Origin of the sequence: Microtetraspora glauca, assembly GCF_040656155.1 — a bacterium.
Taxonomy (GTDB): domain Bacteria; phylum Actinomycetota; class Actinomycetes; order Streptosporangiales; family Streptosporangiaceae; genus Microtetraspora; species Microtetraspora glauca.
This window is the reverse complement of sequence record NZ_JBFALK010000028.1, coordinates 43,571-58,669: the sequence shown is the minus strand read 5'-3', so window position 1 is coordinate 58,669 and position 15,099 is coordinate 43,571. Positions and strand designations below refer to the sequence as shown.

17 protein-coding genes are annotated in these 15,099 nt (G+C 72.8%); 8 read left to right on the top strand and 9 right to left on the bottom strand.

The annotated features are described in order from the left end of the window. Positions 1 to 5: 5 nt before the first annotated feature. The gene (locus AB0I59_RS37070; RefSeq protein ID WP_358140722.1) at positions 6 to 986 is read right to left on the bottom strand and encodes a helix-turn-helix transcriptional regulator; all 981 of its coding nucleotides are present in this window, start codon (positions 984 to 986) and stop codon (positions 6 to 8) included. A 72-nt stretch (positions 987 to 1,058) separates the two neighbouring features. On the opposite strand from AB0I59_RS37070, the gene AB0I59_RS37065 reads away from it, so the two are divergent. Next, positions 1,059 to 1,823 carry a DeoR/GlpR family DNA-binding transcription regulator gene (locus AB0I59_RS37065; RefSeq protein ID WP_358140606.1) on the top strand — a complete coding sequence of 255 codons (765 nt, stop codon included), beginning with the start codon at positions 1,059 to 1,061 and terminating at the stop codon, positions 1,821 to 1,823. A gap of 144 nt (positions 1,824 to 1,967) precedes the next feature. Then, positions 1,968 to 3,254, top strand: a complete 1,287-nt coding sequence (locus AB0I59_RS37060) for an MFS transporter (RefSeq protein ID WP_358140603.1) — start codon at positions 1,968 to 1,970, stop codon at positions 3,252 to 3,254. Here AB0I59_RS37060 and AB0I59_RS37055 read toward each other — a convergent pair. The 6 genes from AB0I59_RS37055 to AB0I59_RS37030 all read right to left on the bottom strand — a co-directional run bounded on the left by AB0I59_RS37055 (position 3,241) and on the right by AB0I59_RS37030 (position 8,808). Beyond that, positions 3,241 to 4,011, bottom strand: coding sequence for a sulfite exporter TauE/SafE family protein (locus AB0I59_RS37055; RefSeq protein ID WP_061254740.1), 771 nt, complete (start codon positions 4,009 to 4,011; stop codon positions 3,241 to 3,243). The genes AB0I59_RS37060 and AB0I59_RS37055 overlap by 14 nt on opposite strands. A 220-nt stretch (positions 4,012 to 4,231) precedes the next feature. Continuing rightward, positions 4,232 to 4,918, bottom strand: coding sequence for a hypothetical protein (locus AB0I59_RS37050; RefSeq protein ID WP_358140599.1), 687 nt, complete (start codon positions 4,916 to 4,918; stop codon positions 4,232 to 4,234). Next, entirely contained in the window at positions 4,900 to 6,348 is a 1,449-nt protein-coding gene (locus AB0I59_RS37045; RefSeq protein WP_358140596.1) for a hypothetical protein, read from the bottom strand. Before AB0I59_RS37045 ends, AB0I59_RS37050 begins: the two co-directional genes overlap by 19 nt. Next, a complete protein-coding gene (locus tag AB0I59_RS37040; RefSeq protein ID WP_358140593.1) occupies positions 6,345 to 7,313 on the bottom strand; it encodes an ATP-binding cassette domain-containing protein in 969 nt (322 codons plus the stop codon). Before AB0I59_RS37040 ends, AB0I59_RS37045 begins: the two co-directional genes overlap by 4 nt. Next, entirely contained in the window at positions 7,310 to 8,140 is an 831-nt protein-coding gene (locus tag AB0I59_RS37035) for a cupin domain-containing protein (protein WP_061254743.1), read from the bottom strand. The genes AB0I59_RS37040 and AB0I59_RS37035 overlap by 4 nt, the downstream gene beginning before the upstream one ends. Then, positions 8,137 to 8,808, bottom strand: coding sequence for an RNA polymerase sigma factor (locus tag AB0I59_RS37030; protein WP_358140590.1), 672 nt, complete (start codon positions 8,806 to 8,808; stop codon positions 8,137 to 8,139). The genes AB0I59_RS37035 and AB0I59_RS37030 overlap by 4 nt, the downstream gene beginning before the upstream one ends. A 180-nt stretch (positions 8,809 to 8,988) precedes the next feature. On the opposite strand from AB0I59_RS37030, the gene AB0I59_RS37025 reads away from it, so the two are divergent. Both AB0I59_RS37025 and AB0I59_RS37020 read left to right on the top strand, forming a co-directional pair. Continuing rightward, positions 8,989 to 9,402 (top strand): SgcJ/EcaC family oxidoreductase, encoded by a 414-nt coding sequence (locus AB0I59_RS37025; RefSeq protein ID WP_358140587.1) that lies wholly within the window; start codon positions 8,989 to 8,991, stop codon positions 9,400 to 9,402. Positions 9,403 to 9,452: 50 nt separating this feature from the next. Beyond that, positions 9,453 to 10,469 (top strand): sigma-70 family RNA polymerase sigma factor, encoded by a 1,017-nt coding sequence (locus AB0I59_RS37020; RefSeq protein WP_358140584.1) that lies wholly within the window; start codon positions 9,453 to 9,455, stop codon positions 10,467 to 10,469. Here the strand turns inward: AB0I59_RS37020 and AB0I59_RS37015 are convergent. Then, positions 10,406 to 10,732, bottom strand: coding sequence for a DUF4158 domain-containing protein (locus AB0I59_RS37015; protein ID WP_358140581.1), 327 nt, complete (start codon positions 10,730 to 10,732; stop codon positions 10,406 to 10,408). The two genes, AB0I59_RS37020 and AB0I59_RS37015, sit on opposite strands and share 64 nt — an antisense overlap. Here AB0I59_RS37015 and AB0I59_RS37010 point away from each other — a divergent pair. From AB0I59_RS37010 to AB0I59_RS36995, 4 genes are all read left to right on the top strand, one after another. Beyond that, positions 10,731 to 11,588, top strand: a complete 858-nt coding sequence (locus tag AB0I59_RS37010; RefSeq protein ID WP_358140578.1) for a hypothetical protein — start codon at positions 10,731 to 10,733, stop codon at positions 11,586 to 11,588. The genes AB0I59_RS37015 and AB0I59_RS37010 overlap by 2 nt on opposite strands. Before the next feature lie 154 nt (positions 11,589 to 11,742). Beyond that, positions 11,743 to 13,011: a sensor histidine kinase gene (locus AB0I59_RS37005; protein ID WP_358140576.1), complete on the top strand. Its 1,269-nt coding sequence runs from the start codon at positions 11,743 to 11,745 to the stop codon at positions 13,009 to 13,011. Further along, entirely contained in the window at positions 13,008 to 13,658 is a 651-nt protein-coding gene (locus AB0I59_RS37000; RefSeq protein WP_358140573.1) for a response regulator transcription factor, read from the top strand. Before AB0I59_RS37005 ends, AB0I59_RS37000 begins: the two co-directional genes overlap by 4 nt. Before the next feature lie 62 nt (positions 13,659 to 13,720). After that, a complete protein-coding gene (locus AB0I59_RS36995; RefSeq protein ID WP_061254748.1) occupies positions 13,721 to 14,269 on the top strand; it encodes a GNAT family N-acetyltransferase in 549 nt (182 codons plus the stop codon). 29 nt (positions 14,270 to 14,298) lie between these two features. Here AB0I59_RS36995 and AB0I59_RS36990 read toward each other — a convergent pair whose 3' ends face one another. Further along, the gene (locus AB0I59_RS36990) at positions 14,299 to 15,048 is read right to left on the bottom strand and encodes a hypothetical protein (RefSeq protein WP_358140570.1); all 750 of its coding nucleotides are present in this window, start codon (positions 15,046 to 15,048) and stop codon (positions 14,299 to 14,301) included. Positions 15,049 to 15,099 lie beyond the last annotated feature (51 nt).

Here is a 15,099-nt window from a genome sequence, read left to right as displayed (position 1 = left end):
GGTTTTCAGCCCGTCGCGGGGCGGGAGCCGTACATGGCGGAGAGGTCGGCCGCCGCCTCGGCCATCATGTCGCGCAGTTCGGGCGGCTCCAGGACCTCGACGAAGGCGCCGAGCCGGAGCAGCTGCCAGCGCGCGTGCCGGAGCGACTCGACCGGCAGGGTCAGCCGCGTCCAGCCGTCGTCGCCGGGGACACCCTCGCGAAGCGCATCCTCGGCCACGTCGCCGAAGGTGTAGCGGAAGAGGCCCACGGCGTCGGGCGCGAGCCGTACGACGGCGTCGGCGGTGTACATGCGCGCGGCGAACTCGGCGGCGAACTCCCGCCAGAACGCCACGAGATCGAAGTCCTCCGGCCGGTCGAACCGCTCGTCCAGGACCTCCACATCGATGATGCGGCTGACGCGGTAGGTGCGGACGCTCTCGCCGCAGGCGGCGGCCAGATACCAGGAACCGCCCTTGAGCACCAGGCCGTACGGGTGAACGGTCCGTTCCACGTCCTGCGGCCCCCACCGCCGGTAGCGGAGCCGCAGCACCCGCTGGTCCCACACCGCACCGGAGACCTCGGCGAGGAACGGGACGTCGTCGCCCGCGCGGTACCAGCCCGGCACGTCGAGGTGGAAGCGCTCGCGCATCCGGGCCGCGTGCGAACGAGGTTCCGGCGGCAGCGCCGCGAGGAGTTTCAGCTCGGCGGTCGCCGCGACCTCGGCCAGCCCGAGCTCGGCGGCGGGACCGGGCAGCCCGGCGAGGAAGAGCGACGACGCCTCCTCGCGGCTGAGCCCGTTCAGCTTGGTGCGATATCCGTCGAGGAGCCGGTAGCCGCCCGCCGGGCCCCGGTCGGCGTACACGGGGACGCCGGCCGCCGACAGGGCCTCGACATCCCGGTAGACCGTACGGACCGACACCTCGAGTTCGGCGGACAGCTCGGGGGCTGTCATCCTGCCGCGGGTCTGCAGCAGGAGAAGGAGGGACAGCAACCGGCTGGCACGCATGTCACCCATCCTGCCACCTTTACAATGTAGATTTATTTGCTGAATGCACAACGATCATGTTCAAATGAACACATGGAGAGTGCGGACAGGATGAGAGCGATCATGAACGCTCTTCGTACGGCCGACAGCGTCTCGGTCGCCGAGTTGGCGGCCGAACACGGCGTCTCGGAGATGACCATCCGCAGAGACCTGGACGAACTCGCCCAGCAGGGCGTCGTCCGCCGGGTCCGCGGCGGCGCGCTGAGCCTGCTGCTGCGCGGAGAGGAACCCCCCTTCGGCGTACGCGAACGCGAGGCGGTCGATGCCAAGCAGCGCATCGCCGCCGAGGTCGCCGCGCTGCTCGCCGACGGAGAGGCGGTGCTGCTCGACGGCGGCACGACCCTCCTCGAGGTCGCCCGAGCCGTACGAGAACGACGGCTCACCGTGCTCCCCCTCGCCCTCCAGTCGGCTCAGGAACTCGCCACCGCGCCGCGGATTCGTCTGGTCCTGCCCGGCGGAGAGGTACGGCAGGGCGAGCTGAATTTCGTCGGCCCGCTCACCGAGACGTCGATCAGGGCGCTGCGGTTCGACACCGCGGTGATCGGGTGCTGCGGCCTGTCCGCGGAACACGGGCTGACCGCGCACGACCTGCCGGAGGTCGCGATCAAGCAGGCCGCCATCGCCTCGGCACGGCGGGTCATCGTCGCGTGCGACTCCGGCAAGTTCAGCAGGACCGCGTTCGGCGCCGTCTGCGGGTTGGACCGGCTCGACGTGGTCGTCACCGACGAGGGCGTCCCCCGGGACCAGCACGACGCCCTCACCGCCGCCGGCGTGACCGTCCGCATCGCCCGCCCCTGATCTCCAAGACATCACCCCTGATCTTCGGGCCCTCCAGCTCGGGCCCTCCAGCTCGGGATCTCCGTCGTCGGGTCACCCTTCGACCTGTGGAGATGCCGCGTCGCTTCCGGAAACCCTCGTGACATCCCCCCATCGGAGTGTCTTATGGTCCTTCTCGCCCCCAGCCGCCCGGCGCTGCTGCGCGCCCGGCTCGCCGTGTACGGGCTGTTCCTGCTCTCCGGGCTCACCATCGGCACGTGGACGGCCCGCGTCCCCGCAATCAAGGAACGCCTCGCCCTCGGCGACGGCGAACTGAGCCTCGGCCTGCTCGGCATCGCGGCGGGCGCCATCGCCGGCATGCAGATCGTCGGCCGGCTCATCGACCGGTTCGGCAGCCACCGCGTCATGGTCCCCATGGCCATGGCCCAGGGTTTCGTCCTCGTGCTCCCCGCCTATGTCCCGAACCTGCCCTCGCTCGCCCTGGCACTGTTCGTCTTCGGGCTGGCGCACGGCAGCCTGGACGTCGCGATGAACGCCAACGCCGTCGTCGTCGAGCGCGCGTACGGCAGGACGCTCATGGGCTCGTTCCACGCGGTGTTCAGCATCGGCGGCTTCCTCGGTGCCGCGATCGGCGGGCTGTTCGCGCACGCCTCCGTCGACGCGGGCCGTACGTTCCTGTCGGCGGGCCTGCTGATCGTCGTACTGGCCGTCGCGTCGGCCCGGTGGGCCATGCACGACGCCCCCGCCGAGGCCCCCGCGGACGGCACCACAGTCACAGGCGACAGCGTCACAGGCGACAGCACGACCGGGACCACCGGGACCACCAAGGCCGGCCTGCCGCGAGGCGTGCTCTTCCTGGGTGTGCTCGCCTTCTGCTGTCTGGTGGGAGAGGGCACGGCGGCCGACTGGAGCTCGGTCTACCTGGTCGAGACCCTGGGTTCCTCCCCCGGAGCCGGCGCCGCCGCGTATGCCGCGTTCGCCGTCATGATGACCGCGGGACGGTTCGCCGGGGACCGGCTGGCGAACCTGCTCGGCCCGGTGCCGCTGGTGCGCTACTGCGGGATCCTCGCCGCCGGCGGGCTGGCCCTCGCGGTGCTCGGCGGCGCGCGGATCACGGGCGTCATCGGGTTCGGTCTCTTCGGAGCCGGTCTGTCGTGCACCATCCCGCAGGTCTTCTCGGCCGCCGGGCACCGTGACCCGGCCCAGGCCGGACGTGCGCTGGCCCGGGTCGCGAGCCTCGGCTACGCCGGTCTACTCGCCGGTCCCGTCCTGATCGGCGGCGCCTCGGAGCTGTCCACCCTGCGCTACGCGCTCCTGATCCCCGTCGTCCTGTCGGCGTTCGTGGCCCTCGCGGCACCCGCGCTCCGGGCGCCCGCGACGGCCACCCCGGCGGGACCGGCGGAGCCGGCCACCGAGAGCGGCGTCCCCGGCGGGAACGTCACGCCGGTCTGAGGAACTGCTCGTAGCCGAGCTTGACGACCAGGCCGGTCACCACGCACAGCAGCACGATCCGGACGAAGCCGGAGCCCCGCTTGAGTGCCATGCGCGCTCCGAGCTGGGCTCCGGCGATGTTGCACACGGCCATGCCGAGGCCGAGGGCCCACAGCACGTGCCCCTGCCAGGAGAAGACGACCAGGGCCCCGAGGTTCGTCCCGGTGTTGAGGATCTTCGCGGTGGCCGAGGCGTTGACGAAGTCCATGCCCAGAATGGACGTGAACGCGATGAGCAGGAACGTCCCCGTCCCCGGACCGAGTATCCCGTCGTAGAACGCGATCAGCCCGCCCGCGACGGCGACGGCGGCCAGCAGCCGTCCCCTCGTACGCAGGTGAGGACGCGGGAGCAGGCCGAACGCCGGACGCGTCGTCACGAACGCCGCCACCCCGAGCAGCACGACGAGGACCAGCGGCTTGAGCACCGCCGCGTCCAGCATCGCGGCCGAGGCCGCCCCCAGCCCGGCGAACGCCACCGCGAGCACGCCCGACGGTACGGCCACCGCCCGGTCGAGCTTGGTGTTCCTGGCGTACGTCAGCGCGGCGGAGGCCGTGCCGAAGATGGCCGCGGACTTGTTCGTCGCCATCGCCTGCACGGGGGACAGCCCGGCCAGCAGCAGCGCGGGGAGCTGGAGCAGCCCTCCCCCGCCGACGACCGCGTCCACCCAGCCCGCGGCCAGCGCCGCCACGAGCAGGATCACGACCTCTCCCGCCCCCATACGGCGCACCTTCCCTTGACGATCTCTTGACCATCCGAGGGTAGCCAAGGCCGAACTGGAGCCGACGCCGATCGGACCGGACACCATCCCTCCCCTGTGTGGGGTAGGCCGGACCGGGCGCCGGACGCGTCGTCGGTGGTACGGCGCAGCGGTGACGATCGACTGGCAGGCCCCCCCCCGCCCCGCCCGTCCCCTGACACCGGATCCCGGCCGGCCCCGATCACGCCCGGCGGACGTCGCGGCCGGCGGCCACGAGGACCAGGACGGGTACGGGAAGAGCCGCCAGCCACCACACATGAACGGCATGCCAGTCGGCGCTGTACGGCATCGGCCAGGCCGCTCCACCGGCGATCCCGATCCCGGCGCAGAGCGCGAGCAGCACGAACGCCCCGGCGAGCGCGGCCGGCCGTCCCCCATGCCTCCGTACGGCGACCGCCGATCCCGCCAGACCCGCCAGCACGCACGCGGCGGCCTCGACACCGGCCCCGGGGAAGTGCAGCACGCCAGCGGGCTCCAGGCGTACGGCGACCACCGCGCACACCGCGGCCCAGCTCGGCACCACGGCCGCGAGGACCAGCACGACGCGCGCCCATTGCCGCACCCAGCGGGGCACCGGCGCCGCGTCCGTCCCCGCCGCCATCGCATCCACGAGCGCGAAGCCCGCCGCCGCCCCGAGCAACAGCCCGGACATCCTGAGCAGGAGCAGGCCAAGACGGGAATCCATGGGGTCGCCGGGCTCCACCGCGATCGCCAGGGCCACGGTCAGCGGCCCGGCCAGACCCACCGGAAGCCAGTCGATCGCCCGCGCCAGCGGCCGGACCAGCGCGGCCACCACCGGAAGGCGTACGGCCCGGCCGGCAGGGCCCGCACGGCCGCCACGGCCGTTCGTCATCGCGCGTCCGCGCATGTCTCGTCCTTCACGGTGGCGGGGAACTCCGACCGCAGCCCCAGCGAAGGAAGAGCCTGCTCCACGGTGGTCCGGGGATCGGTGAGCGTGTCCCAGTTCGCCCGTACGCGCTCGACCGCGTCGGGTCGCGCCAGGAGGCGGCGGGCGTAGCCCACCTCGGCCGCGCCGTACCGCGTCCCGTAGAGGCGACCGGGCATCGAAAGCCCCGCGCCCCCGTCGCCCAGCACCACGTGGGTCCACCCCTTGGGGGAGTCATCGGGGCCGGGAAACCCCCAGGTCTCCGGGATGTCGAGCACCGTCCCCGCCCGCGCGGCGAGCCAGAGCGCGACGACGGTACGGGCCCGGCCGAGGCCGTCGCAGACGTCGTCGTCATCGTCCAGGCCGGTGACGGCGGCCGCCATCTCGCCGACCAGCAGTGTGCGGTGCTGGGCCGGGTCGGTGGACCAGACGACCCAGGTCCGCGGATCCCGCATCTCCCCCGCCGTCGCGACGGTGTTCTGCCGTACGACGGGGATGCGCTCGACGGCCTCACGCGGCACGGCCGACACGATGGGCCGCACGGCCTCCACCCAGACCGGGATCCACGGCAGGTAGTCCGGGAACACGCAGTACGTGACACCGTCCCGCTTCTCGCACACCTGCTCGGGGAGCCGGGGGGTGAAGTGCGGCACGGTCCACGGCAGCACCGGCGCGCCGGCCGTCGCGGCGGCCCCCGTGGGCACCGCGACGGCCAGGGCGGCCAGCGCGACGACGACGCGGACCGGCCGCGGGCCGTGTCTGAGCAGCGCGACGGCCGCGAGGAGAACCGCGGCCGCGATCAGGTAGGCGAGATGCGGCCCCGTCGGCCTGGGCCCCCATTCGACACTGTGGCCGGGGATCACCGGCAGGAACCACCCTCCGTACTCGCCGCGCGAATTGCCGAGCATGGTGAAGGCCACCGTGAAGATCAGGATCGGCGGCATGATCAGCCACGGAGTCCAGCGGCCGAGTGCCGCTCCGGCGGTGGCGGCCAGCGCGGCGAGCGCCACGCCGCCCAGGGCTTCGTAGATGTCCGGCCGCCCGGCCGCCGTGTCCGACAGGGACACGACCAGCAGGTGTAGGAAGATCATGACTGCCGCCGCGAGCGCGGCCACCACGGGAGCGGCCACGATCACCGCCCGGGTGCGGGCCGCCGCCCGGCCGGGCACGGCGGCCAGCGTCTCGGGCAGGCCGTGCCTGCGGTCGCGGCCGGCGGCCAGGTTCGTGACGATCATCACCGCCGCCCCGACGATCGTGGACGCGGTCACCGTGTCGATCGTCACCATGGTCATGTCGGGCAGCCAGGGCGCGCGCTGCGCGAACGCCATGGCAAGGGCGAGGACCACCGCGCCCCACAGGATCGGGCTGCGCAGCAGCCGCCGAGCCTCGAACAACACCAGCGACCGGTTCACGCGCCCTCCCCTCCATCCGAAGCGCCCGCCGAACGGCTCCCCGACTCGCCCGCGGAACCACCCGAAGGCTCGTCGGACGGCCCGCCGGCCCCTTCGCCGAGCAACAGCAGGTAGCCGTCCTCGACGCCGGGATCGGCCGGGACGCCGGACGGCGGGCGGGCTCCGAGTGTGCGGTACCGCCCGTCGGCGGTCCGCCAGAACAGCCCCTTCTCCGCGGGCGGGTGGTCCGACAGCCACACCTGCCCGGCGGCGGTGGCCGCCAGGCCGCCCGGCGTGCCTTGGAACGCCTCCGCGCCGTCCCTCATCACGATCACCCGCTCGCACAGGGCGGCGACGTCCTCGGTCTGGTGGGTGGAGAGCAGCACGGTACGGCTCTCGCCGAGCCGCGACACGAGGGCGCGGAACCGCATCCGCTGCTCGGGATCCAGCCCCACGGTGGGCTCGTCGAGGATGAGCAGATCGGGGTCGCCGAGCAGCGACTGGGACAGCGCGAGCCGCTGCCGCATGCCACCGGACAGCTTGCGCACCTTCGTCGCCGCGAGATCGGTCAGGTCGGTCTCGCGCAGGACCCGGCGGACCTCCCGGTGGCGTTCCCTCCTGTCGGTCAGCTCCTTCAGGATCGCGACGTACTCCACCAGCTCGAAGACCGTGAAGTGCGGATAGAACCCGGGGCTCTGCGGGAGGTAGCCGAGCCGGCGCCGCAGGTCCGTACGCCCGCCGGGGTCGGACGGGTCCAGCCCGAGCGCCCGCACCTCGCCGCCGTCGGGTGCCAGTGTGGTCGCCAGGCAGCGCAGCAGCGTGGTCTTGCCCGCGCCGTTGGGGCCGAGGAGCCCGGTCACCCCACGCCCGAACTCCAGGGAGAGGCCGTCGAGCACCACCGCGCGGCCGTATCTCTTGGTCAGGCCGCGTATGGTCACCGTCGCCGTCACGGGAGCGGGCGACGGTGCGGTCGCAGGAAAGGTCATCGGGGTCCTCCGGGGTCGAGGCGAGCGCGCCGCGCGTAGATGAGGAAGACGAGAGCCGGCGCCGCAACGCCGTACAGCGCCTGCGCGCCGGGCGAGAAGGCCAGCAGCCGGTCGTCGGCGAGCAGGGGTCCGGCCGCCACCGCGCCGAACCAGGCGATGGCGAGCACCGCCACCGAGACGGGCGGCGCGAACCGCGTCGAGAGCGCGAGCGCGCCGGCGGTCAGCGCCAGGGCGGGCAGCAGCCAGGCGGCGGCGAGCCCCGGCGGTCCGGGCAGCAGCGGGGTGGCCGCGCCGCTCAGCGCGACCGCGCACGACAGCACCGCGAGCGCGCGCAGCAGCAGCGCCCGCCATCCCGCCATCGGAGTGGCGGCCTGCAGCTCGTACACCGGATCGACGTGCCGGCCGTACGCCATCGCGATGCCGGCCACCGGCAGTAGGGGGGCGACCGCGAGGAAGGGGATCAGAGCGTTCGCCGTGTCCGGCGTGCGCCGCGCGGCGAAGTGGGCCGCCGCCACGGCGAAGGCGAGCACCCCGGTCACGGCGACGAGCCAGCCGCGGGCCGGCGCGGGTGTGGCGGCGAGGAACGTGGCCACGTGCTCCGGCACGCCCACCCGGCGCAGGACGCGCGCGACGGGCCTCGGCCGGGGCCGGTCGACCAGGTCCTCGATCCGCTCCCAGCTCGCCGCGAGCCACCCGTCCTCGTACGGCACGGCCGCCCGGCAGAGCGGGCACCGCGCGAGGTGGCTCTCCACGGACATCACCTGGGCGGAGTCGAGACGGCCGTGCGCGTAACGTTCGACGAGATCGCCGGGCAGGTGCCAGGTCATGCCAGATACCCCCTGAGCCGGGCCTTGGCCCGCATGACGCGGGTCTTGACTGTGCCCTCGGGAACTCCGAGGAGGTGGGCGGCCTCCTTCACGGTGAGGCCGTCGAGGACGGTCGCCTGGATGGCGGCGCGCAGTTCGGGTGACAGCCGGGCGATGGCGGTGCCCAGATCGCCGTGCTCGACACCGACCAGGACGGCGTCCTCGGCCGACTCCGTGACCAGGTGCGCGTCGTCGAACGAGGTGACGGGCGGCGCGGTGCCGGTCCTGCGCAGCGCCGAGATCAGGCGGCGGATCGCGATCGTCCAGATCCACGCGGCGACCTCGCCCTCCCCCGCGCGGTAGCGGTGCGCGTCCCGCCAGACGGCGACGAACGTGTCCTGGAGCGCGTCGTCCACCAGGTCGGCGTCGGCGCACCGGCGGGCCAGCCGTACGCGGAGCCAGGGGGCGTGCCGCTGGTGCAGGAGGCGCAGCGCGTCGGTCCTGCGGGCGGCCGCGGCGGCGAGGAGCTCCGCGTCGTCGCTGGCCGGGCCGATCGGAGGGGGTTCTCTCCGCCGGGCGAGGAATCCGTACACGCCTGATCTATCGCGACATCCGCCTCCGGTGGTTCCCTCGAAGCCGGAGAACATCGAGCCGCCGCGCAGAGGGACGACGGCGGCCCGGCAGGGCACGCGTGTCCATGATGGCGGCGCCGCCCGCCGCGTACGCGAGGCGACCGGTCTGGCGGTCAGGCCGCCCTAGAAGACGAGAGAAAGTTCCCGTCTGCCGCGATGAGTTCCGACTCCACCGCCGGTATGTACTGACGAGCTCGCCGGAAAACCCCGGGCGAACCGATCACAAGGGAGAATGCGATGTCAGACAGTCGTGTGGAAGACGAGGCCGCCATCCAGGCCGTGCTGGTTGACTCCTACAAGGCGTGGGAGGCCGGCGACGCCGACGGCATGGTCGCCAACTACACCGCGGACGCGACCGCCATCATGACCGGCTCGCTCCGCGACGGCCGTGACGTGATCCGTCAGACGATGGCCCTGGGCTTCGAGGGGCCGCTCAAGGGCAGCTCGACCTACAACAAGCAGCTCAGCATCCGCTTCGTCGGCAGGGACGGCGCGATCGTCATCAGCGAATCCGCCATTCTGTTCTCCGGCGAGACCGAGGTTCCGGATGACCTGCGTAAGGTGAACGCGACGTGGGTCTTCGAGAAGCGGGACGGCCAGTGGCTGATCGCCGCCTATCACAACAGCCCGGTGCTGGCGCCTGGGCAGTGAACCCTTCCCTGTTACCGACAGTGACCGTGTGTACCTACCAGTGAGGTGGTGTGGCGGCAGTGGAGATGGGGCGTGGCGTGATAACGAGGGAAGAAGGCTTCGATCGTCGGATCGAACCGTTCCGGACAGAACTGCTGGCGTACTGCTACCGGATGCTCGGCTCGGCTCACGACGCAGAGGACGTGGTCCAGGACACGTACCTGAGGGCGTGGCGGGCGCGGGAGCAGTACGACGATACTCGCAGCTCACTGCGCACCTGGCTCTACCGGATCGCGACGAACGCCTGCCTGACCGCCCTGGAGGTTCGCGGCCGCCGACCGCTGCCGTCGGGGCTGGTGGCCGCGTCGGATCCGCTCGGGCCGCTCGTCCAGGGAGAGCACGTTGCCTGGCTCCAGCCCTTGCCGGACTCGGTGCTGGACGCGGGCGATCCGGCTGGGGCCGTGATCGACCGCGGCAGCCTGCGCTTGGCGTTCGCCGCTGCCCTGCAGCACCTGTCGGCGCGTCAGCGCGGTGCGCTGATCCTGCGTGACGTGCTCAGCTTCTCCGGGTCCGAGACGGCGGAAATCCTCGGCACCACCGTCGTGTCGGTGAACAGTTCCCTGCAGCGGGCGCGTACCCGCATGAAGGAGGTCGGGGTCCGGCGGGAACGGGTCAGCGAGCCGTCCGCGGCCGAGCAGCGCGCCTGGGTCGAACGCTACATGAAGGCGTTCGTGCTCGCCGACGTCGAGGGCCTCAAGCGGCTGCTCACCGAGGACGTGCTCATGGAGATGCCGCCGATGCTCAACTGGTTCTCCGGCCGCAGCAACTACGGCCTGTTCATGGAATGGGTCTTCGGGGCGGCCGGGAAGGACTGGCTTCTCAAGGAGGTCGCGGCCAACGGCGGCCAGCCCGGATTCGCCGCCTATCAGCGCGTCGGCGACGGGTACGACCTGCACACGCTCCAGATCTTCACCGTCACCGACGAGGGCATCAGCCGGAATTCGGTGTTCCAGGACTCCAACGTCTACGCGACTTTCGGCCTGGCGGCCAGGCTCGACGACCAGGGACGTGCCATCGCCGAGGCATAGCCGGGCAAGGGTGGGGTGGGGTGGGAGGGGTCCTCCACCTCCAGTTGCTCGGCCACGAACTCCAGCACCGCGCCCGGCACATCCAGCGGATCTTCCAGGAACGTCCGCAGCCACCGCACCGTCACCGGTCGCAGCGCGAACCCGGGCGTTGCTGTTCGACCCCCGCGTCCAAGGCACGTCGGCGCGATCTCCCCCTCGCGGGGGATGCGCCTCACCCCGGCTCGGGAGGACCGGAATTCGCGATCACGCGAGTGTGGATCCATGAACCGGCAACCCACGAACTCACAGATCGAGACCCGCCCGGCAGTGCCGCCCTACCGCCCTCTCGTCGCCGCCGCCGGATGGACGGCCACCGTGCTGCTCATCGGCTTCGCCGCCACCGGTGTCGCCCTGGACATCCTCCTGACGATCATGAAGGGGATCTCCCTCCTGACGGGCGACCGAGGCGTGCTCGACCCGGACATGAACTGGACGCTCAGCGGCGCCCGCGTCGCGTCCCTCATCGCGGGCACGGCCGTCGCCGTCGCCACGATCCGCTACCGGCGGCGGTCACTCGGCGCCTGCTCCCGATGCGGCCGGACACCCCACGGCGCGAACAATCACGACGACGCCGCCGAGGCGAGTGGTCTGAGCGGATACACCCGTCACGCCGGGTACGTGTCCGCCCTGCTCGCCGCCGCGTACGGCGGGTTCAAGGCGCAGTGGGGACTGGGCGGCACCTTCGGCCTCGACGATCCGCACGCCTTCGGCGACGACGTACACCTGTGGACCCCGGGGCTCGGGGACACGGCCGTGCTGGGTCTCATCGGAGTCGCGCTCGGCATCGGCTTCGCCCGCACCTGGACGCCCCGGTTCATCCCGCGCTGGATGCCGCTGACCGCCGGGTACGTGGGTTCGGTGATGCTCATCTCCACCGGCCTCATGGGGACCGGCATGACCGTCGCCCACGGGCTCGGGCTGGTGGACCCGCCGCAGGCCGGCGACCTGGGGGGCGTCTCCGCGTGGGTGTTCCAGGGCATCTATCCGCTGTTCCTCACCTGGGGCCTCACCATGGCCTCGGCCGCGCTCGGCTACCACTACCGGACCAGGGGCCGCTGCGGGGCCTGCGGCCTCGGCTGACCGCCACCGGGGCGACGCGTCCTCCCGCGGCCCCCCCAACCCGTCTCGTCTTCCACCGGCGTCGGACGGCACGATGGGGTGCGTACGGAGCCGCCGACCCCGCGGACCACGGATTCTCGCGGGCCGGCAGGACCCGCTCGGGAAAGGAGCACGGGTGAACGGCGTCATCGCACCGTTGCGCAACGCGGTCACCTACCGCCGATGGGCCTGCCTGGTCGTCGGCGGAGCGCTGCTGATGCCGTACATGATGGCGGGTGAGGTGGTGGCGGCGCTGTGGCGGCCGTCCCCGGCCCCAGGGGACCCCCTGCTGTCGGTGCAGCCGCTGATCTTCCTGGCCGCGCTCCCTTTCGTCGCCGCCTCGGGGCTGGTCCTGCCGGTACGCGCGTTCGAGATCGCGGCGGCGCGGGCGCTGCTGGGCGTGTCGATCGATCCCCCGCCTCCCCTCGCGCCGCGGACCCGGGCGGAACGCCTCAGAACCGCCGGGTGGTTCACCGTCCACCTGGCCGTCGGCGGTGTCGCCAGCGGCCTGGCGCTGGCCCTCGTGCCGTTCGCGATCTGGGCGGCGGCGCTGCCCCTCATGGACGGCCCCACCCGCTTCGGCGACCTCTCCATCGAAACCGGACGGGCCGCGCTCTGGGGGCCGCCGCTCGCCGTGCTGACCCTCGTCCTGCTGGTCGGTCTCCTCGTGGGAGCGGGCAGGCTGCTGGCCGCGCTCGCCCCGGTCCTGCTCGGCCCGTCGCCCGCCGACCGGCTGGCCGCGGCCGAGGCGAACGCCCGGCGGCTGGCCGCCCGCAACCGCCTGGCCAGGGAGCTGCACGACTCCGTCGGCCACGCCCTCAGCGTCGTCACCGTGCAGGCCGCCGCCGCCGGCCGCGTGCTCGACCGCGACCCGGCCACGGCGCGGGCCGCGCTGCACGCCATCGAGGAGTCCGCCCGGTCCGCGCTGGCGGAGCTCGACCACGTCATCGGGGTGCTTCGGGAGGGCGCGGGCCGTACCGAGCCGGAGCCGACCCTGCACGACCTGGACCGGCTCCTGGACTCCTCGGGCGCTCGGATCATCGGTCGGATCGACGATCTGTCCGGTGTCCCTCCCGTGGTGTCCCGCGAGGCGTACCGGATCGTCCAGGAGGCGCTGACCAACGCCATCCGGTACGGCACCGGCCCGGTCGAGGTGGCGGTGGCCGTACGGGACGAGAGCCTGGAGCTCGACCTGCGAAACGCGACACGGGCACGGGCCGCCACATGGGCGGCCACACGGGCCGCCGCACCAGGGACGGCCGCACCACGGGCCGGCCGTGGCCTGGCGGGCATGCGGGAGCGTGCGGCCCTGCTCGGCGGCGAGTGCGAGGCGGGCCCCACGGACGGCGGCTGGCGGGTCCGCGCCTCCCTCCCCCTGCCCGCCGAGGGCAGGTGGCGGGCATGAGCGTGCGCGTCGTCATCGCGGACGACGAGAGCCTCATCCGTACGGGACTGCGCGTCATCATCGGAGCGGAGCCCGGACTTATGGTGGTCGGCGAGGCGTCGGACGGGGCGGAGGCGCTGTCCATCGTCCGCGAGACGCGGCCCGACGTGGTGCTCATGGATGTGCGGATGCCCGCCGTGGACGGGATCCAGGCGACCCGGGCCATCCTGGCCGGGCAGTCGCCGCCGAAGGTGCTGGTCGTCACGACCTTCGAGAACGACGACCACGTCTACGAGGCGCTGCGGGCCGGGGCGAGCGGGTTTCTGCTCAAGCGCGCCCGGCCGGAGGAACTGGTGCACGCGATCCGGCTGGTGGCGTCCGGGGACTCGCTGCTCTTCCCCGCCGCGATCAGGTCGCTGGCCGCCGCGAGCGGCGCGTCCGGGAGTGCCCGCGCCGTACCGGGGATCGACCGGCTCACCTCGCGCGAGGGTGACGTGCTGCGGCTGATGGCGCGCGGCCTGTCGAACGGCGAGATCGCGGCCGAGCTCGTGGTCGGCCCCGAGACCGTCAAGACCCACGTGGGGAACGTGCTGGCCAAGCTCGGCGCGCGGGACCGGACCCAGGCGGTGATCGCCGCCTACGAGTCCGGCTTCGTCTCCCCCCGCTGAGCATCCACCGCCGCGAAGGTTCCGGCAATTCCACTGCTCACAACAGGCCCTAACGTTGGTCCATGTCCGAAATGCCATCACGGGTCGAACTGCGCCCGCTCGCCCTCTCCGACCAGGACGAGTTCTGCTCGCTCGTGCGGGCCAGCACCGAGCTGCACCTGCCGTGGATGCGGCTGCCCGCGACCGCGGAGGAGTTCCAGATCTGGATGCGCCGCTTCGACGACGGCACCAACCTGGGCTTTCTGATCCGTGTCCGGGAGACCGGCGCAGCCGCCGGCATGGTCAACATCAACTCGATCATCCGGGGCCGCTACCAGGGCGCGTCCCTCGGCTATGCGGCCTTCGCCCCGTCCGCAGGGCAGGGTTACATGACCGACGGGCTCACCGTCACCCTGCGGCACGCCTTCACCGACCTGCGGCTCCACCGGCTGGAGGCCGGCATCCAGCCGGCGAACAAGGCATCCCTGGCCCTGGTCCAGCGCCTGGGCTTCCGTTACGAAGGGCTGTCACCCGCCTACCTCTACATCGACGGGGCCTGGCGCGACCATGAACGCTGGTCCATCACCGCACCGAACCCCTGGAAACCCGATCCCTCCCTTCCAGAGGTATGAGCCGCACGGCGCCGCTTATGAAACACGTCCTAGATGTCCCCGCCGACGTCGTCGTCGCCCCCGGGGAGCGTCGTCCGGCTCTCCGAGCCGCCCTCTGACGGCGTGGGCGACTGCTCTCCGGGGCGCGGGGACGCCGGGGTCGGCGGCGGCGTGGGGACGACGACCGTCGGCGGCAGCGGCCGGGTCGGCTGCGGATCACCCTCCAGACGGACCAGCAGCAGCCATACCATCGCGATCATCATGGCGACGAGCGTGGCCAGCAGCGCCGAGGCGAGGCCGACGGAGCGCCGTGTCCCGACGGGAGGGGGCCCGGGAGGCGCGGGGGCGGGCAGCGCCGGATCCCGGTCTCCCAGCCAGTACGGCACGAAATCGGGCCCCTGCCGGTCGCCGAGCAGCATGCCCGACACCATGACGGGTTCGAGGAACCGCTCCGCACCCGCTCCCCCCGGCACGTACGGCACGGCCACCCACGGCGCCCGGCCCTCGTCCATGGCGACGACCTCGGGGGTCTCGGCCCGGCCGCGCACCACACCGATCAGCGGGACGCTCCGGCCGCGCCGCCCGCCGCGGTGCCGCCCGGCATCCTTGATCGCGGTGACGAACCGGTCCCTGGCCGCCGCGTCCAGCGCCGCCCCTCGGGTGAGGACGGCCACGGACACCGCGCGCCCGTCGGGCCCCTGGCCCAGGTAGACGAGGCCGGCCGGCGCGGTGAGCAGTCGGGCCTGCAGCACGAAGGGCCCCAACCGGGGCGGGTCGCCGTACTGCAAAGGAGTGGCCATCCAGCTCATGAAAACACACCCGACGGTTCTGCCCGCCGACGCCGGGCACTG